Raw genomic sequence first — 25481 nt, 5'->3', positions numbered from 1 at the left:
ATAAATAATTATTAAATACATTATTCTCCAGGCTGATAATGTCAACACATCTTAGGTCGCTGGATTTAAATCTGCTCCCGGTATTCGATGCGCTCATGATTGAGCGAAATCTAACCAGAGCTGCAGTCAAACTTCATATGAGCCAACCCGCCGTCAGTGCCGCTCTCAAACGGTTGAGAGCTACTTATGAAGATGAACTTTTTATACGGACCGCAAAAGGATTGCGCCCTACTGAACGCGCACTCGTATTGCATCCTTCTATTCATCAGGCACTCAATACTGTGCGTTCCGGCTTTCAGCAAACGCCTTTTGATTACCGAAAGGCGGAGCAGGAATTTTCCATCGTTATGCCGGATGTGGTGGAAACCCTGATGATTCCCGGCCTCTGCGAATGGCTGCGAGAATATGCACCCGGCATCAGGCTTACTGTACTACCCGACGAGTCCGAAATGGCAGCTCGAATGGTGAGCAATGGGGAGGTGGACCTGATTATTGACTATTTACCTGTCGATTCTCCCAACTATGTTAACCAGCCGCTCGCTGAAGAAGAGCTTGTAATTATTGTCGGCAAAGATAATAAAAGAGTAGGTAATACAATCAGCGAAAAGAACTTCCAGTCGTTGCCACAAGTGTCCCTATTGAGGGGAAACCCTTTGGGCTCGCCAATGGAGAGACTTGCCAGACCCAAAAAATTACAGCGCAATATTTGTTTACGGGTCCCGCACCTCTCGACTTTCCCCCATGTCGTATCCACTACCGACTTGATTGGTGTTGTACCAGCAAGAATGATGAATTCAGCCTATTATAAAAAGCTTCCGATACGTACGCTTAAGCTGCCAATGGCATTCCCAAAGGTCTTGTTGCAGTTGACCTGGCACAAGTCGCAGACTACAAATCCTGCTCATCACTGGGTAAGGGAGAAAATTATGGAGCTTTATCCAGTTCTGGGAAGGTAGGATACCGGGATAACGATTAATATTAGCTCGGCTAATTAACGAGTTAAACACCCAAAGCGTGCCCTCCCTCGGCCTTATACCGGTGTGAGTCTGTGAAATACCAGTTGGTTCACATATCTGCACCAAACATTAGCGTGGAACAGTGGAATCGATGAGTATTCGTCTATTTTACTGTCAGATTAATAGTAGATAGTAAGTTTAAAGGGGAAATTTTGCTTAAGCTTGGAGGGTTACTTATTTTTCTTGGGGGGCTTTCCCTTCTCGCCTTTCGGCTCATTGGCAGCAATGTGGATTCAGACGGGACTTTACATGAACCATTTGCATTACTACCGTTAGGCTTTTTGCTACTTATTGTTGGGATCATTATGGCGGTGACCGGTCTTGTTCGCCGTAAACGCCATAACACACGATAAAATCACTTAAAAAAGGCCGGGTACCTTTCAGGCCGGCCTTTTACACTGTAACCGTTATTAAACGGCGCCTTCCTCAATCTTGGCCTTCCAGATCAATGGCCCGGTGGTGTGTACCGACTCACCCTGGCTATCCACAGCCACAGTAACCGGCATATCTTCCACATCAAACTCGTAGATTGCTTCCATGCCCAGCTCTGGGAATGCAACAACCTTGGAGGCCTTGATTGCCTGGGCCACCAGATAAGCAGCGCCACCCACAGCCATCAGGTACACCGCTTTATTGTCGCGGATCGCTTCGATTGCCATGGGACCACGCTCGGCTTTACCGATCATGCCCTGCAGGCCGGTTTCTTCCAGCATGGTACGGGTGAATTTATCCATACGTGTAGCGGTAGTCGGACCCGCGGGACCAACAACTTCATCACGCACCGGATCTACCGGACCCACGTAGTAAATAAAGCGTCCCATGAGATCCACAGGCAGCTTCTCGCCCTTCGCAAGGATATCCACCATTTTCTTATGGGCGGCATCGCGACCGGTAAGCATCTTGCCGTTCAACAACAGGGTTTCACCGGGTTGCCAGCTCTGTACATCTTCCGCAGTGACTGTATCCAGATTTACCCGGCGGGTGTTGCTGCCAGCTTCACGGGTGATCTCCGGCCAGTCCTCCAGTTTCGGGGGCGTCTGGCGTGCAGCGCCGGAGCCATCCAGGGTGAAGTGAGTGTGACGGGTCGCGGCACAGTTGGGGATAATAGCCACAGCCTTATTGGCTGCGTGGGTTGGGTAGTCCTTGATCTTAATATCCAGAACTGTGGTCAATCCGCCCAATCCCTGGGCGCCAATACCCAGCTTGTTGACTGAATCATACAATTCCAGGCGCAGCTCTTCAGCACGATTGGAGGCTCCGCGCTCCTGCAATTCCTGGATATCGATAGGGTCGAGCAGGGATTCCTTGGCCAGCAGCATTGCTTTTTCTGCGGTACCGCCAATGCCGATACCCAGCATACCCGGCGGACACCAGCCGGCGCCCATCTGCGGCACCATCTTCAGCACCCAGTCCACTACAGAATCAGAAGGGTTCAGCATGGCAAATTTGGTCTTGGCCTCACTGCCACCACCTTTAGCTGCCACATAAACCTCAACGGTATCACCAGCCACAATCTCGTAATGAATGACCGCCGGGGTATTATCGCCGGTATTTTTACGGGCGCCATCTGGATCCTCCAGGATAGAAGCGCGCAACACATTACTGGCATTTTTGTAGGCGCAGCGCACACCTTCGTTCACCATATCGGTGACACTCATCTCCGCATCCCAGCGCACATTCATACCCACTTTCAGCTTCACGGTTACAATGCCCGTGTCCTGACAGATGGGGCGATGGCCCTCCGCACACATACGTGAGTTGATCAGTATCTGTGCCATGGCGTCCTTGGCCGCCGGGTTGACCTCTTTCTCATAAGCCTTGTTCAGGGCCTGAATGAAGTCCTGTGGGTGGTAGTAGGAGATAAATTGCAGCGCGTCGGCCACGCTATCGATCAGATCATCCTGGCGGATAGTGGTCATACCCAACTCCGATTAACGTCTCAAGGCCGGCGATTCTACACGAAATGTAGGGTTATTGGCCGGTAATTGATTCGGCAGTGGGCCCTATTGAATATGGAGCAAAAAAAAAGGCGAGCACTTGGCTCGCCCTGTTCGAGGTCTCTCTGGACTCACATGGAGGCAGCGGTCGGCTCACTGGACTGCAGGGAGCGAATTGCATCGCGCAGCTGTACCAGGTCCTTGTTTACCGAGCGGCGATAGGCATCGATAGATTCCACAGCTTCCTCATTGGCACCAACACGTAGAGTCAGGTCACTGCGTACAGAGGCCAGTTGGCGCTCCAGGCTCGAGATTTTATCGGTCATCTCGCGTTTACTTTCTGTATTGCCCTTTCGCAGCTCAGCTAATGCAGATTCTACTGAGGCAATTTTCTTCACACTGGCATTCAGGCCATTCAACTTGGCGCTTAAAGCAGCAACCTGCTTTTTGTTGGCTGCTGAGGCGGCCTTGTTCGCGCTGATACCCTTGCGATTAGTATCGTAGGCGACACCCCAGAGCTTGCGGATCTCTGCAGAGTTTTCTTTGGCTTTCGCGTTCAACACCTCGACAGAAGCGGTAGACTCCTCATCGGAAAGACTAAAGCGCTTCTCCAGCTCGGCAATGCGATTCTCGGCATCCGCGATGCGGTTCTCGGCATTAACTAGCTGAGTACGGCCCTCCTGCCACTGCTGATAGAGAAAGCCAGAGGCAGCAAGTCCGCCCATGGCGAGGACCAGCGCACACAAGCCGAGAAAGGAGAAGCCTCCACGGCGCTCCTCAACAATCACCTGCGGTTCTGCCGCTGGCTCACTCTGCTCCCGTGACCTGGGGTCCAGTGTTGGTTCAATGGCGGCGCTGCCGTCCAATGTGGGCTCTCTGCGTTGCATGTATTAATACACCCGGTAACTAAATCTGGTGAGTTCGATACTGGCCAGTTCTTACTGTCCGGCCAAGCGTCGGTGAATCCAATGCTATCGGACAATGAAACCGAAACAGATTCGTCGAATTCTGCGGCATTTATACCAAAAACTGACGAAAAAGTAAGCGGCCACTGGTAAGAATAGACGACAGTCGCACACTGCTATCCACACACGCCCCCTTGAGTTCGAGGAAATCGTCCCAAATTCCCCTATTCCATTGCGCCGGCTTAATTCTCGCATGCGGCGCGTGTAGAATGCTCTCACCAATAACCCCAAAACAAAGGAAGGAAGACACCATGGCTTTCGAGTTGCCCGAACTCCCCTACGCGATGAATGCCCTGGCCCCACACATCTCCGAGGAGACTCTGGAGTACCATTACGGCAAACACCACAAAACTTACGTAGATAAGCTGAATGGCCTGTTAGCAGGCACCGCTGATGCCGACAAATCCCTGGAAGAAGTTATCAAATCCTCTTCCGGTGGCGTATTCAACAATGCCGCCCAGGTATGGAACCACACATTCTACTGGAACTGCCTGAGCCCCAACGGCGGTGGCGAAGCTTCTGGCGCGATTGCCGAAGCCATCAATGCGGCTTTCGGTAGCTTTGACAAGTTCAAGGAAGAGTTCACCACCAGCGCGGTGAACAACTTCGGCTCTGGATGGACTTGGCTGGTAAAAAAAGCTGACGGTTCGGTCGCTATCGTAAACACCTCTAACGCAGCCACCCCGCTGACCGAGGAAGGTGTTACTCCGCTACTGACCTGCGATGTGTGGGAACATGCTTATTACATCGATTACCGCAACCTGCGTCCGAAGTACATGGAAGCTTTCTGGAGCCTGGTAAACTGGGACTTCGTAAACCAGAACTTCGCGTAATTGCGAGTACTGTAAAAAAGCGGGCCCGGTGCCCGCTTTTTTTTATTTTAGGGACAGAGAGATCCCTGATTTTTACCTACTAAAATACTGCCCCTGGCCAAAAGCCGCACAAGTGCGCACAATACCTGCTGATATGCGCTTCGGAAACTGCACAAAGTGCGATTTGCGCAGCAATGAAAACCTAGAGAATGCCACTTGAGTGGCACAATGTAGCATCGATTATCCGAATACTGGGAAACTACTCATGAAGTTGAAACCAACCCTGATCGCGGCCGCCATAAGCGCTCTTGTTATCAGCGGCTGTGACCGCAACGCCCCAAACGCAAGCGAGCAAAGCGTCACTGCCTCAGAAAGCACAGCCACTCAAGATAGCTCCAGCAAGGTGAGCCAGGAAGCCATCAAGCGTGTCAACCAGATGTTCGAGGACTTTTTCCAGGAGCATCTTTCCCGCAGCCCCGAATACAAAACGTTCCTGGGTAAAAAAGAAGATTACGATAAATGGGACGACCTCTCCCCGGAGTTCGCCAAAGAAACCCTGGAGATCGACAAGCGACAATTGGCCGAGTTGAAAAAAATTGATCCCTCTACATTGGATGAAGCCACCCGCTTGAGCCTGAGCCTGGCTAAGCGCAACCTGGAACAGGATATCGAGGGCTATAAGTGGCGTAACCACTACTACCCTGTTAACCAAATGTATGCCACTCACACAAGTGCGGCCTCACTGCTGATCAGCCAGCATCGCATTGACGACGTGAGTGATGCTGAGGCTTACATCGCTCGCTTGAATGCAATGCCGAAATACTTCTCTCAACTGGAAGAGAACCTCAAGGCAAATGCCGAAGCTGGCACTATTGTGCCGAAATTCGTATTTCCTTACGTAATTAGCGATTCTCGCAATTTGATCAGCGGTGCGCCTTTTGACGCTGAGAAAGACAGCCCGCTGTTTGCAGATTTCAAAGGCAAAGTGGAAAAGCTGGAAATCACCAAAGAGCAGAAAAAAGCGCTAATCAGCAAAGCCAGCTCTGCGCTGACAAAGAGCGCGGGGCCCGCCTACGAAAAGCTGATCAGCTACCTGCAGGAACTTGAGAAAAAAGCCACCACCGATGACGGCGCCTGGAAGCTGGCAGACGGTGATGACTTCTACAAATTCCGCCTGGGTGTATATACCACCACAGATATGACCGCCGACGAGATCCATCAAACCGGCCTCAAAGAAGTTGCGCGTATCCACGACGAAATGCGCGAGATCATGCGTAAGGTAGAGTTTGAAGGTAACCTGCAGGAATTCTTCGAGTTCATGCGTACTGACAAGCAGTTCTATTACCCCACTTCCGAGGAAGGTAAGGCGGAGTACCTGGAAAAGGCCACCGCTATTATCGATACCATGAAGGGTCGCCTGGATGAGCTGTTTATCACCAAGCCCAAGGCAGACCTGGATGTAAGGGCAGTGGAACCCTTCCGCGAAAAATCCGCAGGGAAGGCCTTCTATCAGCGCCCGGCTCCAGACGGCTCCCGCCCTGGCATTTACTACGCCAACCTCTATAACATGGAAGATATGCCCTCCTACCAAATGGAAGCACTGGCTTACCATGAAGGCATACCTGGCCATCATATGCAGCTTTCCATCGCCCAGGAACTACAAGGCATTCCCAAGTTCCGTAAATACGGCGGCTATACCGCTTACACCGAAGGCTGGGGCCTGTACTCTGAACTGGTGCCTAAAGAGCTGGGTTTCTATGAAGACCCCTACTCCGACTTTGGTCGCCTGGCTATGGAACTATGGCGTGCAGGTCGCCTGGTAGTGGATACCGGTCTCCACGCTAAGAAATGGACCCGTGAAGATGCTATCAACTACCTGGTAGAAAACACCCCAAATCCTAAAGGTGATGTGGTTAAAGCCATTGAGCGCTATATCGTCATGCCCGGTCAGGCAACCGCTTACAAGATCGGCATGTTGAAAATTGTCGAATTGCGCGAGAAGTCCAAAGCGGAGCTTGGGGACAAATTCGATGTTCGCGGCTTCCACGATACTATCCTGGCTAACGGTGCAGTCCCCCTCGATGTACTGGAACAGCTCGTGAATGAGTGGGTCGCTAAAGTGAAAGCAAATAGCTAATTGCGTTCTGAAAAGCAGCTTCTGTAAAACCAAAAAAGGCCGCCCTGTTGGGCGGCCTTTTTTATCAGGGAAACAAATAATATTTATCCCTTTTTAGCAGCAATCCAGCTATCCACCTGCTGCTCCAGCACAGCTAATGGCAGTGCGCCATTAGTCAAAACCAAATTATGGAATTGTCGAATATCAAACGCTCCACCTAATTTTCCTTTCGCTTTCTCACGTAGTTCCAGAATCTTTAACATCCCGGCTTTATAAGCCAGTGCCTGACCCGGCATTACCAGATAGCGTTCAATCTCGGTAGTGACCTCAGTTTCCGTCATGCCAGTTTTTTCCACCATATATTCAATGGCTTCTTCACGGCTCCAGCGCTTGTAGTGCAAACCGGTATCCACAACCAAACGCACGGCACGAAACATTTCAGCCTGCAAACGCCCCAGGTCATCATAGGGGTTCTCCTGGAAGCCGGCCTCCTTAGCTACCTGCTCCGCATAGAGGGCCCAGCCTTCAGCGTATGCTGTAAACAACCCCATTTTTCGGAAAGTAGGCACACCCTTTAATTCCTGGGCAATCGCCAATTGAAAGTGATGACCGGGAACCGCCTCGTGATAGGCCAGAGTGCGCATTCCAAATTTTTTCGTCTCGTGTACATCGCGCAGGTTTGCGTAAAACACACCGGGACGAGAACCATCCATGGCAGGGGGATTATAGTAAGCGCCTGGAGCACCTTGCTCCTTAAATTCAGGCACGCGCCGAACCTCAACACCCATTGCCGGTTTTATATCAAAGTAATCCCCCAGGCCGGCATTCACCTCATCAATCATTGCCTGATAGTCTGCAATGATTTGCTCGCGGCCCTGATCAGAGTCTTCATAGAGAAATTGAGGGTCATTATTAATACCTGCAAAACGCACACTAATACTGCCGCTATCCTGGCCAACAGAGGCAAAAATCCGATTCATCTCCCCCTCTATACGCGCCACTTCTTCTAGACCAATACGGTGCAGTTCTGAGGGCGCCAAGTCCGTAGTAGTATGACTACGGACCTGGTAGGCATAAAATTCATCGCCATCCGGTAATGCCCAGACCCCATTATTTTCATAGACCATGGGTTGCAACTCCCTGTAATAGGCAATCAGGCTCCTGTATGCAGGGTAAACTTCTGCATCAATCAAGGCCTCACCCCTACCCAAAATACGCGTGCGTTCCTGATCCGGTAGCGCATCAATTTTATCCAAACGCTCCTGCAGAGAGGTATAGAGTATATTTTCATGAGGGGGAGCGGAGATGAAGCCTCTCATTTCCTCTAATACGCTGTCGATAACAAAGCGAGGTGGCAAGATTTTTGTCTGCTCTCGAATCCTGAGCCCATCAAGTACCTGGGAAAATTTTCTATCGACTTCACTCAGGCGGGAGAGGTAATAGTCGGCTTCCTTGATATTATTGATCTGGTGCACCTCAGCAAGAAATTCCGGCAGGCTGTTTTGTACACCAAACATCTGGTTAAGCGGATAATTATGATACTTCCACCGCTCCCCCTCCACCATGTTGCCTAGAAAGTGGGCGAACACATCATAGGAAATTGCCTTCTGCCCATTGAGTGCCTCACGATCATACTCGTGCAACACTGCAAGCTCATCCTTAATCATTTTCATCTGGCGTTGCTGCTCTTCTTCAGAGACATCATCCAGACGGGCATTGTGTCCATCAATTCCAAATTGCTCTAATATCCGTAGCTGCGAGAGAATTTCCGGACTGGTACTACCGAGCTTGATAAAGGCGCGCTCGAAATACACATTGATGGACCAAGGTTTAAAATAGATCGCATTGACAGCAAAGACTGAAACTGCCACAACTCCGAGTAATAGTATCCCGCCAAACCATTTAGCTATCCTTTTTATCATTATCAGTTCCTCCAAATTTGTACCCCCATTCTCACTCTATCACCAAGCAAGGTACAAGCATCCAGCCTTTAGGGTGCGCCGAACTAGTTGAGTTAAGCGACAAAATGCAAATTCCAGAGGATTCAAAAGAAAACTACAACCTTCTGGCAACTCCTTAGTGTGAAAAAAAAATTAATTGGTACCAAGTAACAATCTAATCCTCCAAGCTACCCGACCTTTGTTTAAGTATTTACAATGACTAGAAATAAGGATCATTCGTCTATGCCACACTGTGAGCTTTATGAATAACTCAGGTTTTCTCAATTCATCTTCAGTTGTTATCCCTAACCCCAAAGTCACCAAATATCAAATTCCAGCTCAGCCAGTCCGAAAAATTAGGGCACTAGTTCTTATATAAAATTTGTTAAATTAAATATGCATTCAAAAAAATAAGTAACCGAGCCGTAATTGATGGAACTTAATAATATGGCCATTCATAAATGGGGAAAATTATCGAATAAAGTTAAAATAGTATTCAGGTGATTTTTAAGAGACATTCTCATTGCATTTAATATGCACTCACATGCACGATTCGCTTGTTATTAAACCTTGATGGGGGACTCAAAATCACTGGGCTTTAAAGCAAGAAGCGAGCAACCGACTTTCTGTAAAATATTCTCTGCAGTATTGCCCATAATAAACCCGGGAATTCCCGTACGCCCAATGGTTCCCATCACCAGTAAATCGAGCTGCTCTTCATCGATCAGCAGCGGAATATAATTATCCGGGTGGGCAATTACATGATGGACCTGCATATCACCGCCGATACCCGCCGCCCGGATCAGAACATCCAGTTTTGAACGATGTTGGGCACGTGCCGCCTCAGTGGCTCGATCCAATTCCTCTTCAGAGGCACTCAGGGGAAAATGGCGACGCAGGTACTCATCCACATCGTAATCCCAGCAGGAAATTACATGCAGGGTACCGCTACAGCTGTCGGCCAGTACCCGAGACCATCGCAACAGGCGAATTGCCAGATCATACGTGCTGGCTTCTCCACAGTCGGGGTCAATTGCTACCGCCACCCGAATTTCGGTGTGGGTTCGCTCTATCGGTCGGCATAACCACACCGGGCAGGGGCACTTACGCAGCAGCTCCATGTCAATGGCTTTAAAGCCTTTACGTTGGGTGCGGCCCTCCACATTTTTGATCACCAGATCATAACCACCGGTCAGGACCCGGCGGATCACCCGCTCAGCCGGACGAGGACCGCAGTCAGACTCAATTTCCAACTTGAGCTGGTCCCTGGGCAGGTTCATTCGCTCCTGAGCGGAATCAATCTCCCCCCTCACCCGCTCAAGCATGGCTTCTTCACACAGTTCACTGAATTCCTCAAAGCCCTCAGGTACCGCCGGGCAAACCAGTAGCACCTTGATTTCCGCATGATTGTTACGGGCAACGGCAAATGCCTGTAACAAACCGCTACTTTCATCTTCGGCAGCGTGGCTCACATAGAGGATTCTATGAACATTTGGCATATCACTCTCCTCGGACTATGAGCCTTGGAAGTAAGCAAAGGCAACAATTCACACACGAACCCTAAGGCCGTCACCACTTGATACTGTGGCCGGAGGAAAATTCAAAGGAAAAACATATACGGACGAGCGCCCATAAGGGTAGGAAGCAAGGAACAGGCAGCTGAAATCAATTCAAGGAGAGACAGCCGGCGCGGCATGGCGCCGGGCGGGGTTGTCCTTCCAGCTAAATATCCAGCACCTGCTTTACGAAGGGGATAGTGATTTTACGCTGGGCCATCAGGGAAGCCCTGTCCAGCTGTTCCAGACATAAAAATAGTGCCCGGGTGTCCCTCGGTGCGCGGTGCAAAATGTACTGTGCTACATCCTCAGGCAAGTCAAAACCTCGCAAACGGCTGCGCCTGCGCAAAGCGGCAACTTTGTCTTTATCGTTCATGGGCTGGAGCTGGAATACCAGAGCCCACTGAAGGCGAGATTGCAGGTCTGCAAGGGCTATATCCATCCCGCGGGGCGACTTACGCGACCCAAGCAGAAGCTGCCTGCCGCTATCCCGGACTCGGTTGTACAGGTGAAACATAGCTGTCTGCCATTGCGACTGCCCCTCCAATAGGTGCAGATCATCAATACAAACCAGGTCCAACTGCTCCAGACCATCAAGGATAACCGCGGGGTCCATTGCCATCAGCTCGGCCATGGGCAGGTATTGGAAAGTGCGACCATTGGCCTCAGCACTTTGGCAAGCTGACTGCAACAGGTGACTGACACCGCTACCGGCATCCCCCCAAATATAAACAGCCGATTCAGGATTTTGCCCACTGGCGAATGACTGCAACAAGGCAACAACCTGGCGGTTAGGGTCTAACTCGGACAGGTAGAAGTTATCGAAAGTGGCATCATCCCGCAGGGAGACACCCAACGGCAACTGTTGCGGAATACTCATCTCAGTCCCAGCGATAACGCAACGGATTATCAACGCTGCCCAGTGGTGCCCGGTTTCCATTCAAGTCAATGGCATCCCCGTCACCCTGTGCCCGCAATTTATGATTCAGCGCAAGGGCATCGCGCAGGTTGCGCAATCCCACGGAAGAAACCAATGCCAGACGCATCTGATCACCCTCTACGGATAGCAACTGTGCACTACTCACCTGGGCCAACCCCTGCAGATAAGTTGAAGCCTCGGAATAGTCAGCAAAACTACTCACACCGGACAGCTCCACAATAACCGCCCCCGCTTCAGAGTCCTGCCCTTCCGGCCGCACTGCATAGCGTTGGGCTAACAGGTTAGCCATGTAGTTAACCCCACGCAGAGCAACCTCTTCCAAAGAACCGCCATTACTATCAAATGCATAGCTGCGGCCGCCATGTATCAACAGCCAGTCCGCCTGCCAGCGGCGACCGGAGGCCTGTAATAAACGCCCCATCAGGGTGGCATCGGGGCTGTAGCGCAGACCTGCCCGCTCCGCAGCCGCCTCATCCTGGGCCCAAAGCGAGCCCACGGGCATGTTACGCTGATCATTAAGATCCATAACTGGGAAATCCAGGGGAACACCGCGCTCTATCGCCATCGCCTCAAGTACGGAGAAAAGTTCCGGGGCATCCTCTTCCCGAAGAATACTGCGACCATCCTGAAGAGTGTCCACTGCCAGCCAGATCAAAGTGCCAGGGCGATTGTTGGGCCACATCGGTAAACCCAGCTGGTGAACCTGCCTGGAAACAGCCTGGGGATCAAAAGAAAGGTGGAGATACAGCTGATTGTTCTCGCTGGTGTAGCGATAACCTTGGACAAACTGCTGGGCCTTCGGCAAGAGCGACTTCAGATTGGGATTGTTGCCAACTGTGGCATCCCCGGTGACGCGCACAAATACCCGCTCGAGGCCTCGGCTACCCGCAGCAGCGCGGTCGGTAGTGCCACGACTGGGCACAGCTTCGACCACTTCGTACAGATCCGAGATTACTCGAGCCTGTACTGGTAGGATTAGGACACCGAAAAGCAGTGCCAGTAACTGCAACACCAATCCCTGCCGGAGCAGCTTGTGCATAGGATTTATCTCCAAACCTCATTCCACCCCGTGAGCTTGCACGAAATTGTTATTGGTGCGCAAGACGCCAAAATCCACGGTTAGGATAAAAATTGGAGCTATTGTATCAGCGTCAGCGACTTCTCTCAGCCCCGAGTTCTCACTATTCGTGTATTTCAACGGGCTAACCTGGAGATAAATTCCATATTCGCCTAATGAGATACCGTCTGGGCGTGGCTACCGAGGCAAGACCCAGCTAGAATACGCGCCCTTCGAATACCCACCGCAGGAAGAATCATGAGCGATTCCAAGCCGCAATCCACTCAAACATCCCTCTCTTATAAAGATGCCGGTGTCGATATCGACGCGGGTAACGCACTGGTAGAGCGTATCAAACATGTGGCCAAACGCACTTCCCGCCCGGAAGTGATGGGTGGCCTGGGCGGATTTGGCGCCTTGTGCCAATTGCCCTCTGGTTATAAAGAACCTGTTTTGGTTTCTGGCACCGACGGTGTGGGTACCAAGTTACGCCTGGCGATGGACCTTGGGATCCACGACAGCATTGGTATTGACCTGGTTGCCATGTGTGTCAACGACCTAATTGTCGCCGGCGCCGAGCCCCTTTTCTTCCTCGACTACTACGCCACAGGCAAACTCAATGTAGATATCGCGACAGAAGTGGTCTCTGGCATAGGCAAAGGCTGTGAACTTGCCGGCTGCGCTCTGGTGGGAGGCGAAACTGCCGAAATGCCGGGCATGTATGAAGGTGACGATTACGACCTGGCCGGTTTCTGCACCGGTGTCGTAGAAAAGTCAGAGATCATTGATGGCAGCAAAGTAAAAAGTGGCGACGTATTAATCGGCCTAGCTTCCAGCGGCCCACACTCCAACGGCTACTCACTGATCCGCAAAGTGCTGGAAGTCCGCGATGCCGATCTTCAGGAAGACCTGGGCGGTGAAACCTTAGCCAAGGCCCTGATGGCTCCCACCCGCATCTATGTGAAAAGCCTTCTGCAATTGATGAAGAGCGCCCAGGTAAATGCACTGAGTCATATCACCGGAGGTGGCCTGCTGGAAAATCTACCGCGTGTACTGCCCCAGGGCTGCCTTGCACGTGTGGACGTCAGCAGCTGGGAAATGCCGGCTGTATTCCGCTGGCTGCAGAACGCGGGCAACATCGACGCACGTGAAATGTACCGCACCTTTAACTGCGGTGTCGGCATGGTAATTTGTGTACCGGCTGACCAGGCTGACAAAGCCCTGGCAACCCTGAAAGAACTGGGTGAAGAAGCCTTTGTCGTGGGCAGTATTGAAGACGCTTCTGAGGGTTCAGAAGCTGTTGAGCTGGCAGGCCTGTAATGTCCCAGGGGGTATGCAGAGTCGTCGTGCTGATCTCCGGTAGCGGCAGTAACTTACAGGCACTACTGGACGTCTCGGCGAAAGCCGGGGCGCCCTTTTCCGTCTGTTCGGTAATCAGCAACAAACCAGCGGCCTACGGCCTGACCCGCGCTGCCGAAGCCGGTGTCAACACCTCAGTGGTCGATCACCGGGAATTTGCCAGCCGGGAGGATTTCGACCGCGCACTGATCACTGAGATCGACAACCAGCAGCCGGATCTGGTAGTCCTGGCCGGATTCATGCGTATCCTGACGCCTGAATTTGTACGCCACTACAGTGGCCGCCTACTTAATATTCATCCCTCCTTGCTGCCAAAATACCAGGGATTACACACCCACCAACGCGCCCTGGATGCCGGTGACAGTGAGCACGGTGCTACTGTGCATTTTGTCACCGAGGAACTCGATGGGGGCCCACCGATTATCCAGGCCGTGGTCCCTGTAAACGAGGGAGATACGGTAGAGTCCTTGGCAAAACGGGTTCAGGTGCAAGAACACCTCATATATCCCATGGCTGTCACCTGGTTCGCGGAGAAACGCCTGCAAATGCTGGATGATCGCACCCGGCTGGATGGAGAGCTTCTGCCACGCAGTGGGGCCCAGGTAACCGGCTGACTAAATCCCTCTATTAGCTGGCGGGGTAAAAGTCCTTCAATGTACTTTGCCAGTCCCGCCGGCTAATATTCAAGGAGACTCAGTATTAGTGGGGCTCAGCCGTGCGTTTTTTAGTTTCCTCTCTGTTTCTTTTTCTACTCACCGGCCAAACCCTGGCCAACCAATTAGAACCCTTCAAGGCGACCTATACTGCGCGCTTCAATGGTATCAGCGTCACCGCCACCCGCGAGCTCACAGGCCAGCAAGGCAATTGGCGACTGGATTTCAGCACCAACACCCTATTTGCCAGCATCAAAGAGTACTCCCGCTTTACCAGCGAGGACGGCAATATAACTCCTTACCATTACGAATATCGCCGCAAAGGGCTGGGCCGTAATCGCGGCACCGTGCTTAATTTTGAGCCGGACAAGGGCATGGTACTCAATGTTTCCAATCCCGAAAGGGATTTGAAAGATGTATCTCCACATATTCTCGATAAGGTCAGCTACCAGTTGCAACTGACAATGGATGTCGCCGCGGGCAAAGAAGACCTCCAGTACGAAATTGCCGACGGCAAGAAGATTCGTAAATACACCTTTGCCCGGGAAGGCACTGAAATCCTGGATACCCCGATGGGGGAAATCGAGACCATTAAAGTGCGTAGAATTCGGGATGCCGACTCTGCGAGAGAGACGACAGTCTGGATTGCCCCCCAGTGGAACTATGCGTTAGTGAAGCTTGTTCAAAGAGAGGAAAATGGTAAAAAATACCAAATCACCATGACAAATCTATCCATTAATGGAAAAAACGTCAGCGCAGGCCAATAAAACACCAGTTCCTCGTGAGGCAAAAAAAAATCTCTTCATTTGATGGATTTTTGCCTCCTTTCTCATTATAAAGTGACTCCTTTCCCTTGCTCGGGCAGTTCTCTATTGCCAAACTTTTTCAGCAAGGGATTTGCTACGAAATCGGAAGGTATCTATATAAGTCTAACGGCCTTCCTTCCATGTAACGGCATTTATCCAAATGTTGCTTATGGTTTTCAGTAATCAGCAGACTTAGAGATGGGCTCTCATGAATAAGAAATACCTGCGACACGCAGTTCTGGCCGCAGCAATCGGCTCCGTTTCCCAAGGCGCAATGGCAGCAGGATTTTACCTGCAGGAAACCAGCGCATCTGGCCTAGGCCGCGCCTTCGCCGCCGAAAACACCATTGGTGATAACGCCTCTATCCTCGCGCGTAACCCCGCGGGCTCTGCGCTGTTTGATACCTACACTATTTCAGGTGGTCTTACTTACGTAGACCCCAATATCGATGTATCCGGCGATGTTACCTATTTCGGGCCAATCCCGGGCACCCAGACCACTGTTCGGGCAGATGCCGACGATTACGCTACCAGCGCATGGATCCCCAACGGTTATTTAGCCGCACCAATCAACGATGAGTGGTCCTGGGGCCTGGCCATGTATACAGACTTTGGCCTTGAGACTGACTTTCCCGATAGCTTTCCAGCGACTGCAATTGCAAACCAAACTGAGCTGCTGACAGTCAATATCCAGCCCTCTATCGCTTACGATATCAATAACACCTTTAGCATTGGCGCTTCTATCAATTTCCTGTACGCCGATGCGACCCTGAAGACCAATATCCCAACAGATTTCGCTCTTGACCCGATCTTCAGTAATCCTGCGGTCTTAGGCAGAAGTCTCTCTGGCGCTTCTGTACTTAAGGTAGAAGGCGACGGCTGGGATGTCAGCTGGACTTTAGGTGCCTTGTGGCGCATCAGTGACAAAACCCGCGCCGGTATTTCTTACCACGCCAAGTACAACCCTAAGCTCAAGGGGGATGTGAGCTCCGACTTGGCACCAACCCCTGCAGCCCCGTTCGATGATACCAGCGGCAACCTCACGTTAGACTTGCCGGATACTTTAGAGCTGGGCTTCTACCACCGCTTTGACAACCAATGGGCAGTTGCAGCTGGCTATATGTGGACCAACTGGGAAGAGTTTGAGCGTCTCGAAGCCTTTATCCCAAGCGCTGGCGCAGGATTTAACCCTTTGCTGCTTAAAGAAGAAAACTTTAAAAGCGGCTCACGCTTTAGCCTCGCAGGCGAATATTTCTACAATGATGATATTACCGTGCGCTTTGGCTATGCCTACGATCAAGGCGCAGCACGCGATGGCTTCAATCGTCATGAGCAAGAAGAAATCCTTGCAACTACTGGCTTGGACCTCCCTATCACCTGGCGCACACTATCCATTCCCGATACCGATCGCCAGTGGCTCACCGCTGGCGGAACCTATCAGTATAATGAAAAGCTGAGCGTAGATGCCGGTATAGCTTACATTTGGGGTGACGACGAGAGAATTCAAGAATATACCGATGTCCCAGTCCCAACCTACTACGATGGCGGAACTACCAAAACAGAGGCTTGGCTGTTCAGTGCAGCTATAAACTATCGCTTCTAATTAGTAAGCCCCCCACGACAAAAAAGGCTCTACCTCCGGTAGGGCCTTTTTTGTTTACAGGTCAACAAAAAACACCCTCTTCAAGCTTCCTCAAAGCCTCGGCTATACCACCACAGCCCCCACCTAAAAAAAAAGGGGTAGATAACCGTCAGGGCAAATTTGCTATAAATCCCCCTCAAGTTAATTAAATTCAAAATTCTGCTTAACCCAAAAAACCAACACCAATAATTTCATTTGTCGATTAAATTTAACCAGCAATTCCTAATGAAAAGCGACCTCTAAAATGCCCCTCTTTCTTAGCTTTGACCACGAAGAGGAACAAGACACCAAACAAAATAGTAACAGTAAGGAATTTCACCCTGGACCCAGCAACCATGAAAAACTGCAAAAAGAGCCAGTAAATTAAGAGTGCCGTTTGGCCATTGCCAGCCAAACCTGAATTACACCTCAAGTCCAGCTCAATCAAAATCAAATCCAAACTGATAAAACATCAAACAGTAAAAGTAAAATCATGAAGTTAACAGCAGTATTTTTTTTGTTACTCTTAAGCTTGGATATTTCGGCCTTCACCATGGGAGATGCCATCAATATAGCTGGCCGGCAACGAATGCTGTCTCAACGTATCACTCAGGCTTATATCCTTCGGGGAATACAACCCAGTGCGGAACGTCACGAAAAAGTCTTTTCAAGGTCCCTCCAGGAGTTCAGGCGAAACCACGAAAAACTAAATACCTTTCAAGGCGCAGCAAAAATTAAAGGCCAATTAATGAAGGTGCAAAAGGAATGGGAAAAATTCGAACAGATCACCCTGCAACCTGTCAGCAAGGAAAGCGCCACCAGACTCTTTGAACAAAGCAATACGCTCTTGTCTGATACGCACGCTTATGTTGTAAAGCTCCAGCTACTTGCACAACACAACAGTGCAGAGTTAATCAATATAGCTGGTCGCCAACGTATGCTATCCCAACGCATAGCCAAGAACTATGCAGCTAAACTCTGGGAAATTTCCCAGGATAATGCCAGCAGCGGACTGCAACAGGATCTTGCTGAGTACACTAACCGCTTAAACCAACTTCTGGACAGTCCGCTTAACACACCAGAAATCACCTACAATCTCCGCAAAGCTCGGGACCACCTGAATTATGCAAGCCGCGGATTCGAGGGGGAGATGAAAATATCTGAGAAGCGTCAGATTCAGGTGATTACAGGGACTACTGATTTGATGCTGCGCAACATGGATGTTGTTACAGAACAATACGCCAAATTATTGGATTCAAGCGCCCTTTTATAAGAATGGGATGTATTTGAAAGAAAGCGGTGTAGAAGCCTTCGTAAAACGATAAAAGGGGAGTAAAACTCCCCTTTTATCGTTGGTGCGCTAACGAGCTATTGGATAACTATCAAATTACCAGCCGCACTGGCGACCCTGGTTTTGCTCTTCCAGGTAGGCCATCAGAGGTTGGAAATAATCGATAATCGCAGAAGCATCCAGGTCTCGCTGGCCAGTCAGGGCTTCCATCGCATCCGGCCAGGGCTTGCTTGCACCCATAGCCAACATGGTGCGCAACTTCTCTCCTGCCGCACTATTTTTGTAGATGGAGCAACGGTGCAACGGTCCAGTTTCTCCAGCAGCTTCGCAGAGCGCACGGTGGAATTGGAACTGCTGGATACGCGCCAGGAAGTAGCGAGCATAAGGAGTATTGCCTGGGATGTGGTATTTGGCGCCCGGATCAAAGTTTGCCTCGGAGCGCTCTACTGGAGCCTCAATACCTTGATATTCCTCGCGCAGCTTCCACCAAGCCTTATTGTAATCAGACGGTTGCACTTCACCGTTGAATACCTGCCAGCGCCACTTGTCTACCAGCAAACCGAATGGCAGGAAGGCAATCTTATCCAGCGCTTGCTGCATCAGGTAGCCAATATCCTTACTTTCATCCGGCACTTCGTTCATCAAGCCGATTTCTTTGAGGTATTTCGGAGTGATAGATAGTGCGATGGTATCGCCCACGGCTTCATGAAAACCGTCGTTGGCACCTTCCTTATAGAGGAAAGGCTGATCCTTATAAATACGCTGGTAAAAGTTATGGCCGAGCTCATGGTGAATTGTGACCAGATCTTCACCGGTTTTATTGATACACATCTTGATACGGATGTCGTCCTGGCCATCCATATTCCAGGCGCTGGCGTGACAGACCACATCGCGATCACGGGGCTGGGTAAACTGAGAACGTTCCCAGAAGGTCTCCGGCAGCGGCTCAAAACCGAGAGAGGTAAAGAACTTCTCACCGACTTTTACCATATCCTGCTCACTCATTCCCGAGTCAACAACCAGCTGGGTCAGGTCATAGGGCGCCTGCATGTCCTCATCCTTGACCAGCTCATAGACATTACCCCATTCCTGCGCCCACATATTGCCGAGCAGGTGAGCGGGGATTTTGCCCTGAGAAGGCACCACTTCATCACCATAGTGTTCGTTGAGCTTGGCGCGCACATGGCAATGTAATGCTTCGTACAAAGGCTTCACTTTGCCCCACTGGGCATCCATATCAGCAGCAAAGGCATCCGGCTCCATATCGTACTTGGAGCGCCAGAAAACACTCAGGTTGTCGTAACCCAGCTCTTTAGTGCCGGCATTGCCAATCTCAACCTGGCGCTCATACAGCGGCTTCATGGGAGGAGACACTTTGCGCCATCCAACCCAGAGATCCTTAAGCAGTTCCGGGTCGCGATTTTTAGCCATCACCTGCCCCATCTCGGTCAGGGTATAGCACTTCTCAGCACCGGACTCCTTGCGGCAGTATTTGCCAGCGCCATACATACCTTGCATCTTCGAGCCGATCTGGGCCAACTCTGAAGTTAATGCCGGGTCTTTGGGAGCCGGGAATACCAGCCCCTGTTTGAGCATGGTCAGCTGGCGGCGGGTATCCGCATCCAGCTCCAGGTTGTTGAACTTGGCCGCTTCAGAGGCCAGCTCTACAGCCAGGGTGGTGTAACGCTCTGATGCCAAAGCCTCAACGTACTGGGAATCCATGTTGATATAGGTTGATGCCAGCCATGCAGCATGACTCATCTCCTGTCCCATTTTCTCCAGGCGGGCCTGGGCATTATCCAAAAAAGCCTGGGCGTCTTTCGCTGTTAACTGGCTTTGTTCCGCTGCCGGACTTTCCGCAGTGGCCTGCGCCACACCAACAGTTTTCGACGTCTGCTGACCACTATCGCAAGCAGAGAGTGCCACGGCAGTCGCAAGGGCTAGAGCAACTTTTTTCATCTTCCCCTCAAATAATCATTATTGGGCCTGGTTATAATTGTCGCCGTTTATAGCATAAGCATCGCTATTTCAGCGATGGCGCTGCCGCCGTTAGGCCCAGATCGACACAAAATCCCTTTTTTTTAGGTATATTTGGCGGAAAATACGGGGACTACTGTAAAAATCACAGGCACAGGGCAGCACGCTTAGAAGCCGGGTCGTAAAACAGATAAGGAGGGCTTTGAATAGAGCAGTAAAGGATGCAAGAAAAGTGGGGAGAAATTGGAGGCAGCCCAACCAGCACACCCTCGGCACATGATACCACTGCTACCGTTGCTCCCTTCCGGGCCTGGCGGAGTTCACAGCTGTTCATTGCGAGGGGACCGGAAGGGCCGCCACAACGATCTTCGGTGCATCCGAAGAGGGCGCGATTATAGAGGCATAAAGGCGCAAGTTCCAGCCCTATTAACAGGTTATAATGGACGACTACTATCTTACCCCATGCAATAGAGTTACCCATGCACCTGTTTGTCGATAATTTAACCAATGTTGATTTCAGCTACCTGGACTTCCAGCGCGGCCTGGTAGGAGAGACATGGCTGGCCAATGCCACCCTTGAGGGCGCTCTCGATCATCAGGGCATGGTTTGCGACTTTGGTATCGTAAAAAAGACTCTGCGCCACTGGCTTGATGACCAACTCGACCACCGCCTTCTGGTCCCCACCCTAGCCCCTGGACTAACTCTTACCAATGAGAGCGGGCAAATATCACTCACTTGGCAGCTGGCAAGTGGCGAGCAGATTTCTGTTTCCGGCCCGGAACAAGCTTTTGCACTGGTTGAGGCTGGCACTATAAATGGGGACTCAGTAGCACGTTGGAGCGTAAAACAACTGGCCAGCTCCTTTCCCACCAGCGTCGAGCAACTCAAGCTCTCCTTTGAAGATGAAAAAATAAAAGATGCCTTCTATCACTACAGCCATGGCCTAAAAAAACACCAGGGCAATTGTCAGCGAATCGCACACGGCCACCGATCCCGCATCCAGATTTTTACTGATGGTGAACGCGACCAGCAATTGGAGCAGCAATGGGCAAAGCGCTGGGAAGATATTTATCTGGGAACCCGCGAGGATTTGCGCATAGAAGAAAAGAAGACTTTGAGCTTCGCCTATCGGGCTCAACAAGGTGATTTCACCCTGGAACTTCCCTCGCGCTGTTGCGAGGTTATCGACTGCGATACCACCGTAGAGCAGCTGGCCCAATATATTGCCAACACCCTGGCCAATGAGGCGCCCGGAAAAACAATCACCGTGCGCGCCTACGAAGGTTTGGGTAAAGGGGCAATCGCCTCCGCCCAGCGATGACCTTTTGCATACGGCAAAGCAGAACCCGTCTCTATACACAGCAAAGGTTGGCAGATTTTGAACCTGATTGTTTTACAGGAAACTGATTTCATCGACTCCACTCATGTGCGCCTCTCAGACCGCAGGTTGGAGCATATCGTTAAGGTCCACCGGGCCGCCCCAGGGCAGCAATTGCGTGTTGGATTGCTCAATGGTGAAATCGGTTTTGGTGAAATCATCGCTCTTACAGATCAGCAGGTTGAGCTCAGAGTAGAGTTACAAAGCAATCCTCCACCACCATTGCCACTCACCCTGATTCTGGCATTGCCGCGCCCAAAAATGTTAAAGCGGATTATTCAGCATATTACTGCTCTGGGTGTAAAAAAACTGGTTCTTCTCAATAGTTACCGTGTAGAAAAGTCCTATTGGCAAACCCCCTGGCTGGAGCCGGACAAACTGTCTGAGCAGTGTCTGCTAGGGCTTGAGCAGGCCGTCGATACCCAGATGCCAGAGATCATCTTGCGAAAACGCTTTAAACCCTTTGTGGAAGATGAGCTGCCTGAGTTATCTGCCGATACGGTGAAAATGGTTGCCCACCCGGTGGGGGGGAGGCCTGCCCGGTCGATATCGATAAGGCAACCACCCTGGCGATTGGCCCCGAGGGTGGCTTTATTCCCTACGAAGTGGAAAAATTACAAGAGGCCGGCTTTCATTCCGTACACTTGGGAGCCCGTATTTTGCGAGTAGAGACTGCACTACCGGTACTGGTAAGCCGCCTTTTCCCAGCGCATTAGTCTTTCACGGTTGACCGGGTCAGGATTCCAGCAATCCGGATTGAAGGTATTTGGTCTGCCCGCCAGCTGCCAATCCCCTTAATTTCAAACTTTTTATCTAAATAGTCAGCCCGGCACTCTGATCCCTGTTACACATCTTTAACCCCGCTTACCTTACAATTTCAAAATTCCACCCGATAATTCCTTCCACATAGTGCATAGAACCAATGACTGAGACATTTGCACACTTTATTCACTAAGATTTCATCATTTTGTAATAAACAAGACATATTTTGCGGCCTCGTTTTTCTTCCCTACGGGCGAGTTCTTATGCACCTGTTCTTACACCGACTTTTCTGTTCCTTGTTACTTTTGCTGGGACTGGTATTTTCTCCAATAACATCCGCCGACTTACCTGCTTTTGACTCCAACACTTCCGGCCTGCTGTTTACCCTACGTGGCTCAAATACCATCGGCGCGCAGTTAGCACCCAACTTGATTCGCGACTACCTTTCAGCAAAAAATGCCCAGAACATCCGTGTGATCCCCCTAGGCACCGCTAATGAATTCCGTGTACAAGCAGGCACCGGCAGCCACACTATCTTTGTCGATATTGCTGCACACGGCTCAAGCACAGGTTTCAAAGGGCTTAAACAGTCCCAAACGGACATTGCCATGGCTTCCAGACCAATCAAGGAAACAGAATTTACAGCACTTTCTAACCTGGGAAATATGCGTAGCAGCCGCGCAGAGCATGTCATTGCTATCGACGGCCTGGCAATCATTGTGCATCCCGACAACCCCATCCAAAAGTTGACGCTGCAGCAGATCGCCTCAATTTTCTCGGGAAAAATCTCCAACTGGTCCCAGCTCGGCGGAGGCAAAGGTCGAATCAATGTCTATGCCCGCGATAACCAATCTGGAACCTGGGATACCTTTAACAGCCTGGTGCTTGGAAAAAACCACACGTTGATCGACAGCGCAAAGCGCTTTGAATCCAATGACCAACTCTCTGATTTGGTTGCCGCAGATCCCTATGGCATTGGCTTTGTCGGGCTGCCATCAATACGACAATCCAGGGCAATCGCTGTCTCTGACGAAGACACCCAGCCCCAGGCACCTGAGCACTTAACCGTAGCAACGGAAGATTACCCGCTATCACGCCGCCTGTTTTTGTATACCCCGGTTTATTCGACAAAACCGCTTGCCGAAGAATTTCTGCGCTTTGTACAGAGTGAACCGGGCCAAGAGCAGGTAAAATCCACCGGGTTTGTTGCCCAGACTCCCATCGGGGTCAAACCCGAGGGCTTGCGTGAGGGCCCAAAAGAGTACCTGGACCTGACTGAAAAAGCGGAGCGCTTGAGTATTAATTTCCGCTTCTCTGAAGGTAGCGCCACTCTGGACAACAAAGCACAACAGGATATTCAAAGACTGGCGAGCTATATGCAAAAATCCGAGAATCGTGAGCGTCGCTTGTTGCTGATCGGCTTTGGTGACGAAAAAGCGAGCCCAGAACGTTCAGTGATTTTGTCCAAGCTGCGCGCCGTAACCGTTCGATCTGCCCTTCGCCATCACAAGATCAACACTGCACCAGTCCAAGGCTTCGGTGCCTACCTGCCGATTGCATCCAACAATTCCACTAGCAAGATTAAAAATCGTCGAGTTGAGGTTTGGTTACTGTGATTTGAAAGCTCCGCTGATTTGCAGGGAAGGAATAACCATAACGTGGGACTTGGAAATGTGACGGGAAGTGCCTTGATGGGCTTCCTGTTTTCCCCACATAGCTAACGCCTTAGATACAGAAAAAACGGGCTTTCTGTAAACATCAGACAGCTCTATGAGCACATAGTAAAAGTATTGTGAGTGTAAGCAGGTCAGAAATAATGGGCTCAGCAATAAAAAAGCCGCGTAAATACGCGGCTATCAACTGATGGCTTGGGAGCCACCAGGTCTCACAGAGAGGAACGCCAAAGAGCGCTCCGGGGAAAACTCCCAAATAACAAGCGCATTGCAGCTTGTTTTTAAAAGCGGCTGTATGACAGCCGCTAATAATCAGGCTACCGCTTCTTCCGACTCGGCAACTTTTTGCAGGGCCAGCTTGGGATCTACAAACTCATAACCCAGCACATCGGCAACTGCTTCGTAAGTCACCATGCCAGCGTGGACATTCAGACCTTCCAGCAGGTTGGCATCATCCAGTAACGCTTGCTTGGCGCCTTTGTTTGCCAAGGCCACAGCATATGGCAGGGTGGCATTATTCAGAGCCATAGTAGAGGTACGGGCTACACCACCGGGCATATTGGCCACACAGTAGTGCACAACACCATCCACTACATAAGTGGGCTCCTGGTGAGTGGTGGCTTTGGAGGTCTCGAAGCACCCGCCCTGATCGATAGCAACGTCTGCTACCACAGCACCTTTCTTCATGCGGCTGATAATATCGCGAGTCAGCAGCTTCGGAGCCGCGGCACCCGGAATCAGTACAGCACCAACGACCAGATCCGCTTCCAGCGCGTGTTTTTCAATCGCATCATTAGTGGAGTACTCGGTACGTACAGCGCCACCGAAAATATCATCCAGCTGGCGCAGGCGCGGCAAGGAGCGATCCAGAATGGTTACATCGGCACCCATACCCAGCGCCATCTTGGCCGCATTGGTACCAACAACACCACCACCAATAATCAGAACCTTGGCAGGAGCTACACCGGGTACACCACCCAGCAATACACCGAGGCCACCCTGGGCTTTTTCCAGGTGGTGCGCGCCACACTGCACAGACATACGACCAGCCACTTCAGACATCGGGGCCAGCAGCGGCAGGCCGCCAAAGCGGTCGGTAACAGTCTCGTAAGCGATACAGGTAGCACCAGACTTCACCAGCAGCTCAGTCTGCTTGGGATCTGGAGCCAAGTGCAGGTAGGTGTATAGAACCTGTCCAGGACGCAGCATTTCACATTCATTCGGCTGCGGCTCTTTTACCTTGACGATCATATCGGCAGTGGCAAAAATTTCTTGCGGAGTATCAATAATCTTGGCCCCGGCCTGCTCGTACATTTCATCGGTAAAGCCGATTGCTGTACCACCATCCTTCTGTACGATGACCTGGTGGCCATGGCCGACCAGTTCGCGAACACTCGACGGCGTCAGGCCAATACGATACTCGTGGTTTTTGATCTCTTTAGGGACGCCAATCAACATTTTCTGCTCCTCGGTCTCTGTATCTGGCGCAATCTCCGCACAAAGGCTGGAGCCACGCCTAATTTCTGTGTTTTCCCCAGTATAGGACCACTTTGTGAGTGGATTTATATGAGATTTTTTATCAAACTAGTGGAATCAACTAGTAAAGTTAGTGATAAGTCCA

Annotated in this window: 21 protein-coding genes, 1 other RNA gene and 1 pseudogene; 13 read left to right on the top strand and 10 right to left on the bottom strand. The window is 50.9% G+C overall.

Features of this window, described 5'->3' with window-relative positions; all coding sequences use genetic code 11:
• Window positions 1–38: 38 nt before the first annotated feature.
• The gene (locus GL2_RS13030; RefSeq protein WP_143731076.1) at window positions 39–956 is read left to right on the top strand and encodes a LysR substrate-binding domain-containing protein; all 918 of its coding nucleotides are present in this window, start codon (window positions 39–41) and stop codon (window positions 954–956) included.
• A 212-nt stretch (window positions 957–1168) separates the two neighbouring features.
• Window positions 1169–1369: a DUF3955 domain-containing protein gene (locus GL2_RS22375; protein ID WP_197736451.1), complete on the top strand. Its 201-nt coding sequence runs from the start codon at window positions 1169–1171 to the stop codon at window positions 1367–1369.
• A gap of 57 nt (window positions 1370–1426) precedes the next feature.
• On the opposite strand, the gene GL2_RS13020 is transcribed toward GL2_RS22375, so the two are convergent.
• Complete coding sequence (locus GL2_RS13020) at window positions 1427–2935, bottom strand: fumarate hydratase (RefSeq protein ID WP_143731075.1); 1509 nt, start codon at window positions 2933–2935, stop codon at window positions 1427–1429.
• 149 nt (window positions 2936–3084) lie between these two features.
• The gene (locus tag GL2_RS13015; RefSeq protein WP_143731074.1) at window positions 3085–3840 is read right to left on the bottom strand and encodes a hypothetical protein; all 756 of its coding nucleotides are present in this window, start codon (window positions 3838–3840) and stop codon (window positions 3085–3087) included.
• 329 nt (window positions 3841–4169) lie between these two features.
• Here GL2_RS13015 and GL2_RS13010 point away from each other — a divergent pair, with 329 nt between their 5' ends.
• Complete coding sequence (locus GL2_RS13010; RefSeq protein ID WP_143731073.1) at window positions 4170–4751, top strand: superoxide dismutase; 582 nt, start codon at window positions 4170–4172, stop codon at window positions 4749–4751.
• Between the two features lie 244 nt (window positions 4752–4995).
• Window positions 4996–6867 carry a DUF885 family protein gene (locus GL2_RS13005; RefSeq protein WP_143731072.1) on the top strand — a complete coding sequence of 624 codons (1872 nt, stop codon included), beginning with the start codon at window positions 4996–4998 and terminating at the stop codon, window positions 6865–6867.
• An 83-nt stretch (window positions 6868–6950) separates the two neighbouring features.
• Here the strand turns inward: GL2_RS13005 and GL2_RS13000 are convergent, their stop codons facing one another.
• From GL2_RS13000 to GL2_RS12985, 4 genes are all read right to left on the bottom strand, one after another.
• A complete protein-coding gene (locus GL2_RS13000) occupies window positions 6951–8768 on the bottom strand; it encodes a DUF885 family protein (RefSeq protein WP_143731071.1) in 1818 nt (605 codons plus the stop codon).
• A 581-nt stretch (window positions 8769–9349) separates the two neighbouring features.
• A complete protein-coding gene (locus GL2_RS12995; protein WP_143731070.1) occupies window positions 9350–10285 on the bottom strand; it encodes a universal stress protein in 936 nt (311 codons plus the stop codon).
• A 223-nt stretch (window positions 10286–10508) separates the two neighbouring features.
• A complete protein-coding gene (gene hda / locus GL2_RS12990) occupies window positions 10509–11222 on the bottom strand; it encodes a DnaA regulatory inactivator Hda (protein WP_143731069.1) in 714 nt (237 codons plus the stop codon).
• 1 nt (window position 11223) lies between these two features.
• Window positions 11224–12321, bottom strand: coding sequence for a DUF2066 domain-containing protein (locus tag GL2_RS12985; RefSeq protein WP_143731068.1), 1098 nt, complete (start codon window positions 12319–12321; stop codon window positions 11224–11226).
• Window positions 12322–12597: 276 nt separating this feature from the next.
• Here GL2_RS12985 and purM point away from each other — a divergent pair, with 276 nt between their 5' ends.
• The 4 genes from purM to GL2_RS12965 all read left to right on the top strand — a co-directional run bounded on the left by purM (window position 12598) and on the right by GL2_RS12965 (window position 16760).
• The gene (purM, locus tag GL2_RS12980) at window positions 12598–13659 is read left to right on the top strand and encodes a phosphoribosylformylglycinamidine cyclo-ligase (RefSeq protein ID WP_143731067.1); all 1062 of its coding nucleotides are present in this window, start codon (window positions 12598–12600) and stop codon (window positions 13657–13659) included.
• The gene (gene purN / locus GL2_RS12975; RefSeq protein ID WP_143731066.1) at window positions 13659–14312 is read left to right on the top strand and encodes a phosphoribosylglycinamide formyltransferase; all 654 of its coding nucleotides are present in this window, start codon (window positions 13659–13661) and stop codon (window positions 14310–14312) included. The genes purM and purN overlap by 1 nt, the downstream gene beginning before the upstream one ends.
• Before the next feature lie 101 nt (window positions 14313–14413).
• Window positions 14414–15118: a DUF3108 domain-containing protein gene (locus GL2_RS12970; protein ID WP_143731065.1), complete on the top strand. Its 705-nt coding sequence runs from the start codon at window positions 14414–14416 to the stop codon at window positions 15116–15118.
• Between the two features lie 247 nt (window positions 15119–15365).
• Entirely contained in the window at window positions 15366–16760 is a 1395-nt protein-coding gene (locus GL2_RS12965; RefSeq protein WP_143731064.1) for an outer membrane protein transport protein, read from the top strand.
• Between the two features lie 247 nt (window positions 16761–17007).
• On the opposite strand, the gene GL2_RS12960 is transcribed toward GL2_RS12965, so the two are convergent.
• The gene (locus GL2_RS12960; RefSeq protein WP_143731063.1) at window positions 17008–17226 is read right to left on the bottom strand and encodes a hypothetical protein; all 219 of its coding nucleotides are present in this window, start codon (window positions 17224–17226) and stop codon (window positions 17008–17010) included.
• 45 nt (window positions 17227–17271) lie between these two features.
• Here GL2_RS12960 and GL2_RS12955 point away from each other — a divergent pair, with 45 nt between their 5' ends.
• Window positions 17272–18051 (top strand): type IV pili methyl-accepting chemotaxis transducer N-terminal domain-containing protein, encoded by a 780-nt coding sequence (locus GL2_RS12955; RefSeq protein WP_143731062.1) that lies wholly within the window; start codon window positions 17272–17274, stop codon window positions 18049–18051.
• Between the two features lie 114 nt (window positions 18052–18165).
• Here the strand turns inward: GL2_RS12955 and GL2_RS12950 are convergent, their stop codons facing one another.
• The gene (locus tag GL2_RS12950) at window positions 18166–20028 is read right to left on the bottom strand and encodes a M2 family metallopeptidase (RefSeq protein WP_143731061.1); all 1863 of its coding nucleotides are present in this window, start codon (window positions 20026–20028) and stop codon (window positions 18166–18168) included.
• Window positions 20029–20299: 271 nt separating this feature from the next.
• Window positions 20300–20396, bottom strand: an RNA gene (ffs, locus tag GL2_RS12945) — signal recognition particle sRNA small type.
• Window positions 20397–20525: 129 nt separating this feature from the next.
• Between ffs and GL2_RS12940 the strand changes: the two genes are divergently transcribed.
• From GL2_RS12940 to GL2_RS12930, 4 genes and pseudogenes are all read left to right on the top strand, one after another.
• Window positions 20526–21368, top strand: coding sequence for a 6-carboxytetrahydropterin synthase (locus GL2_RS12940; protein WP_143731060.1), 843 nt, complete (start codon window positions 20526–20528; stop codon window positions 21366–21368).
• Window positions 21369–21473: 105 nt separating this feature from the next.
• Window positions 21474–21902: pseudogene (locus GL2_RS22370) on the top strand (RsmE family RNA methyltransferase); the annotation flags it as partial.
• Window positions 21903–22030: 128 nt separating this feature from the next.
• Entirely contained in the window at window positions 22031–22141 is a 111-nt protein-coding gene (locus GL2_RS22365) for a 16S rRNA (uracil(1498)-N(3))-methyltransferase (protein ID WP_370452057.1), read from the top strand.
• 309 nt (window positions 22142–22450) lie between these two features.
• On the top strand, window positions 22451–23803 hold the full coding sequence (locus tag GL2_RS12930; protein ID WP_143731059.1) for a substrate-binding domain-containing protein: 1353 nt from the start codon (window positions 22451–22453) through the stop codon (window positions 23801–23803).
• Window positions 23804–24172: 369 nt separating this feature from the next.
• Here GL2_RS12930 and ald read toward each other — a convergent pair whose 3' ends face one another.
• Window positions 24173–25318 carry an alanine dehydrogenase gene (ald, locus tag GL2_RS12925; RefSeq protein WP_143731058.1) on the bottom strand — a complete coding sequence of 382 codons (1146 nt, stop codon included), beginning with the start codon at window positions 25316–25318 and terminating at the stop codon, window positions 24173–24175.
• Window positions 25319–25481: the final 163 nt, after the last annotated feature.

This window comes from Microbulbifer sp. GL-2 (assembly GCF_007183175.1).
Lineage (GTDB): Bacteria > Pseudomonadota > Gammaproteobacteria > Pseudomonadales > Cellvibrionaceae > Microbulbifer.
This window is presented reverse-complemented; position numbering and strand designations above follow the sequence as displayed.

Bases quoted from the DNA above. Each gene is read 5' to 3' on its own strand.
- GL2_RS13030 (WP_143731076.1), top strand. From the start codon at position 39: ATGTCAACACATCTTAGGTCGCTGGATTTAAATCTGCTCCCGGTATTC.
- GL2_RS13020 (WP_143731075.1), bottom strand. From the start codon at position 2,935: ATGACCACTATCCGCCAGGATGATCTGATCGATAGCGTGGCCGACGCG.
- GL2_RS13015 (WP_143731074.1), bottom strand. From the start codon at position 3,840: ATGCAACGCAGAGAGCCCACATTGGACGGCAGCGCCGCCATTGAACCA.
- GL2_RS13010 (WP_143731073.1), top strand. From the start codon at position 4,170: ATGGCTTTCGAGTTGCCCGAACTCCCCTACGCGATGAATGCCCTGGCC.
- GL2_RS13005 (WP_143731072.1), top strand. From the start codon at position 4,996: ATGAAGTTGAAACCAACCCTGATCGCGGCCGCCATAAGCGCTCTTGTT.
- GL2_RS13000 (WP_143731071.1), bottom strand. From the start codon at position 8,768: ATGATAAAAAGGATAGCTAAATGGTTTGGCGGGATACTATTACTCGGA.
- GL2_RS12995 (WP_143731070.1), bottom strand. From the start codon at position 10,285: ATGCCAAATGTTCATAGAATCCTCTATGTGAGCCACGCTGCCGAAGAT.
- hda (WP_143731069.1), bottom strand. From the start codon at position 11,222: ATGAGTATTCCGCAACAGTTGCCGTTGGGTGTCTCCCTGCGGGATGAT.
- GL2_RS12985 (WP_143731068.1), bottom strand. From the start codon at position 12,321: ATGCACAAGCTGCTCCGGCAGGGATTGGTGTTGCAGTTACTGGCACTG.
- purM (WP_143731067.1), top strand. From the start codon at position 12,598: ATGAGCGATTCCAAGCCGCAATCCACTCAAACATCCCTCTCTTATAAA.
- purN (WP_143731066.1), top strand. From the start codon at position 13,659: ATGTCCCAGGGGGTATGCAGAGTCGTCGTGCTGATCTCCGGTAGCGGC.
- GL2_RS12965 (WP_143731064.1), top strand. From the start codon at position 15,366: ATGAATAAGAAATACCTGCGACACGCAGTTCTGGCCGCAGCAATCGGC.
- GL2_RS12955 (WP_143731062.1), top strand. From the start codon at position 17,272: ATGAAGTTAACAGCAGTATTTTTTTTGTTACTCTTAAGCTTGGATATT.
- GL2_RS12950 (WP_143731061.1), bottom strand. From the start codon at position 20,028: ATGAAAAAAGTTGCTCTAGCCCTTGCGACTGCCGTGGCACTCTCTGCT.
- GL2_RS12940 (WP_143731060.1), top strand. From the start codon at position 20,526: ATGCACCTGTTTGTCGATAATTTAACCAATGTTGATTTCAGCTACCTG.
- GL2_RS12930 (WP_143731059.1), top strand. From the start codon at position 22,451: ATGCACCTGTTCTTACACCGACTTTTCTGTTCCTTGTTACTTTTGCTG.
- ald (WP_143731058.1), bottom strand. From the start codon at position 25,318: ATGTTGATTGGCGTCCCTAAAGAGATCAAAAACCACGAGTATCGTATT.